Annotated in this window: 2 protein-coding genes and 1 pseudogene; all 3 read left to right on the forward strand. The window is 43.4% G+C overall.

The features are described 5' to 3' along the window. Nucleotides 1–477: pseudogene (locus tag ABD76_RS21350) on the forward strand (IS21 family transposase); the annotation flags it as partial. A gap of 2 nt (nucleotides 478–479) precedes the next feature. After that, a complete protein-coding gene (istB, locus tag ABD76_RS21355; RefSeq protein ID WP_197259122.1) occupies nucleotides 480–1,235 on the forward strand; it encodes an IS21-like element helper ATPase IstB in 756 nt (251 codons plus the stop codon). A 55-nt stretch (nucleotides 1,236–1,290) separates the two neighbouring features. Continuing rightward, nucleotides 1,291–1,983: a hypothetical protein gene (locus ABD76_RS21360; protein ID WP_197259123.1), complete on the forward strand. Its 693-nt coding sequence runs from the start codon at nucleotides 1,291–1,293 to the stop codon at nucleotides 1,981–1,983. Nucleotides 1,984–3,087: the final 1,104 nt, after the last annotated feature.

The raw sequence follows: 3,087 nt of genomic DNA on the forward strand, positions 1-3,087 counted from the left end.
GAGGAAGACTCCGGACAAATCCTGGCAGATCATCAGCTGTGTCTTCACAGCAAAGGTGAACTCATTCGTAACAATAATCACGGTCGGGATCGGTCAAAGGGCGTTCAGGCTTATGTCGATCATGTGGCAGAACAATTTACGGATACAGGCAAAGCCCGACGTTACCTTGAGGAAATTCGGAAGCTCAAGCCGCGATATATCCGGGATCAATTGCAGGCGATCGAGAAGAGCATATCGAAGGCTAATGCTAAGACGGTTGACCAGGCGCTGGCTTACTGCTTAAAGCACAGCTTGTATTGTGCTGCAGACTTTGCGGATGCCGCAAGCCATTTCACAGAACAAGCGCAACGGCAATCGGTCGAGAAGCCGACTCAGAGCGACATAAAGCTGCTCGTTCAAGTGGATGCGGCTAAACTGAAAGCCAAACCCCAAATACGGGAGTTCAAGACTTACGAACGCATCTTAGGAGGTGGATAAGGGTGGCAACAACCACGGGTGAGTTGAAACAATGGATGGGCACGCTGAATATGACCGAGGCGGCACACATCTTGGAAGAGAGTCTGTTGGACGCTGAGTCCAAGGACTGGAGCTGTGGGCAATTCTTGCACCATCTCCTGGGGCATGAGCTGCGGAGGCGGGAGGAAAAACAGCGAGCCAAACGGATGAAATGGGCTTCGTTCCCATTCATCAAATCGCTAGACGACTTTCGATTGGAAGAACAGCAATCCCTCAGCAAACGGCACATGGAACAGCTGCGGGAACTGCTCTGGCTGGAGCACACCTACAATTTAATACTCTTGGGCCCGCCTGGGGTAGGAAAAACCCATCTCTCAGTGGGGTTGGGGATGGAGGCGTTGGAACGAGGTCACCGGGTTAGCTTTGTCGCCATGGACAACCTGATCCATCTGCTGAAGACACAAGAGATTGCACGGACATCACAGACTCGAATGAAGCGTATTTTGGGATCTGATCTGGTGATCATCGACGATCTGATGTTCATGGCCATGGAGAAAAGCGAATCGAATCTATTCTTTCAGTTTGTGAATAAGCTCTATGGTCAAGCCTCGATTATCTTGACCTCAAACAAGGGACCAGAAGATTGGGGTGAGCTGCTTGGAGATCCGGCCATCACGACAGCCATTCTCGATCGGATCTTGCATAAGAGTGAGGTCATAAAGATGAGTGGAGACAGCTTTCGCCTCAAGCATCGAGAAACCATATTTGGAAATGTCTAGGTGTTGAAAATTATTTAGCGGAATCTGCTCAAAAGTACTTGACGGTTACATAAGTATGGCGTTTGCAGTATTCACGCCCAGCTTATTTGCCCTCTCTGCAAGGGCAGAAGCGGCAGCGACTCCAGCTAAGGGGTCAATCTCTTTATCACAACAGCAGGTGTCTGTACGGGATATAGTACCGTCTGAGTATTTGTCAAAGTATGCAGGCAAATTTAGTAGTTATGCGGAAGTGAATAAAGAAACTGGTTACTCAGCAGCCGCGCAAACGAATTCAACAAACAAATTGCACTCATCAAACAACGGGGCTATCATTGTGAACTCAGTTGATGAGTACGCGGCACTGTTGAACTACTTCAATGACTTGACTGCGTTGCCGCAACAAAACGCTACGGTCGTAGAATATCAACAGACAAACCCTGTTCAAACATTTGCGGATTCAGGTACGCGCACTAAAATATTCGAGGAGACGTGGAACGACCTTGGTATATCTTGGATGAAAGCGTTTGTAATTGCTGAAGTCTCTAACAAGGATGATAAAATTATTGGTACTCCTAAAACCGATAGTGGTTATTATGGCTTCCATCCAGGAACTTCTTGGGAACATAATGATAAAAAGTCTCATGCTGTAGTGAATGATGATAGGACTGGAGGTCACGCCAATATTTATGGAGACTTGACTCTCCATATTATTGTTGAGGGCATCGGAAAAATAATGACGAAGGAATTGTATAAATTCATGAGATTCTAATACACATCAAACAACGAGCGATGATTCATAAAGTCGCTCGTTGTTTGATATATTGATTACAGGAGGTGTTCTTATCATATGGAAAACAACGACAAAAAGAAATCAAGAATGAAAAAAATCATTTGGACGATTGTAATATTCCTACTGATTTTATTTGTCTTCAACCTTGTTCAATTTATACTTATGACGGATTCTGTGGAACCATAGGGCTTTAATGCCCTCCTTTTTAGGGGAGGGTGTTATTCACAAGGTCAGTCAGGGTCAAAATCGCCTAATAAAGGCTATGGTAAAAAATGCAAAAAAACAAACAAGAGCACCTTTGACAATATTCTTGTTTGTTCGTTAAACGTACATACCTCCAATCATTTTAATGACTTAACAATCTGTCCTGCGCCATGCAAGTCTTTGCGCTTTATGTTATACACTCCACTATCGTATTAGTCGGAAAACACGTATGTTTTTTGTACCGGTGAAGCAATAACGTTCGTAATTAAAGTAAAAAGGAACACCTTTTGGTCGGCGGTTGCAGGTTTCGGTGCTTTATGGTTTTGTCCTACAAAAAACGATGGCAATGGGTGCACGATAAATATTCACTGGCTCCCTGTGCCATGGGTTAATGTGACTTCAAATTCTTAAACGAATTGGGGGCGAATAAATGTTAATACCCTTTCTGATTATAATGACTGCCATCACTGCTATAACGTTTATCGTCCTATTCCTTTCAAAATTCTTTTTTAAAAAAACTCACAACTGCAATCAAATTGGCTTACGTTGGAATAACTTTAGCAATCTGTGGTATTGTGCATTCCCTGCTATATAGAGATGGAGTTCAAGACCAGCATAGTTTGTTTTTCTATTCAATGCATATTTTTATCATGATTATGATTATTTCACAAACAAAGAAACGCTAGAGAGTAAACTGGTACCCACAGACTGCACTTTGAAAAAAGTGTTTAGGCTGTGGGTACCTTTTTGTATACTGGGATAAGCAGTAAGGGGGAATTCATCATGAGTAAGAAACGATTTAACGAGCGTACTTTATTATAACTTGCGGAACCTATCGAGCATCATAATTAAACCTAAGCCAGCAGCTAGATGTTTACA

Source organism: Paenibacillus dendritiformis (assembly GCF_015845845.1).
Classification (GTDB): domain Bacteria; phylum Bacillota; class Bacilli; order Paenibacillales; family Paenibacillaceae; genus Paenibacillus_B; species Paenibacillus_B dendritiformis_C.

Bases quoted from the DNA above. Each gene is read 5' to 3' on its own strand.
- ABD76_RS21360 (WP_197259123.1), top strand. From the start codon at position 1,291: ATGGCGTTTGCAGTATTCACGCCCAGCTTATTTGCCCTCTCTGCAAGG.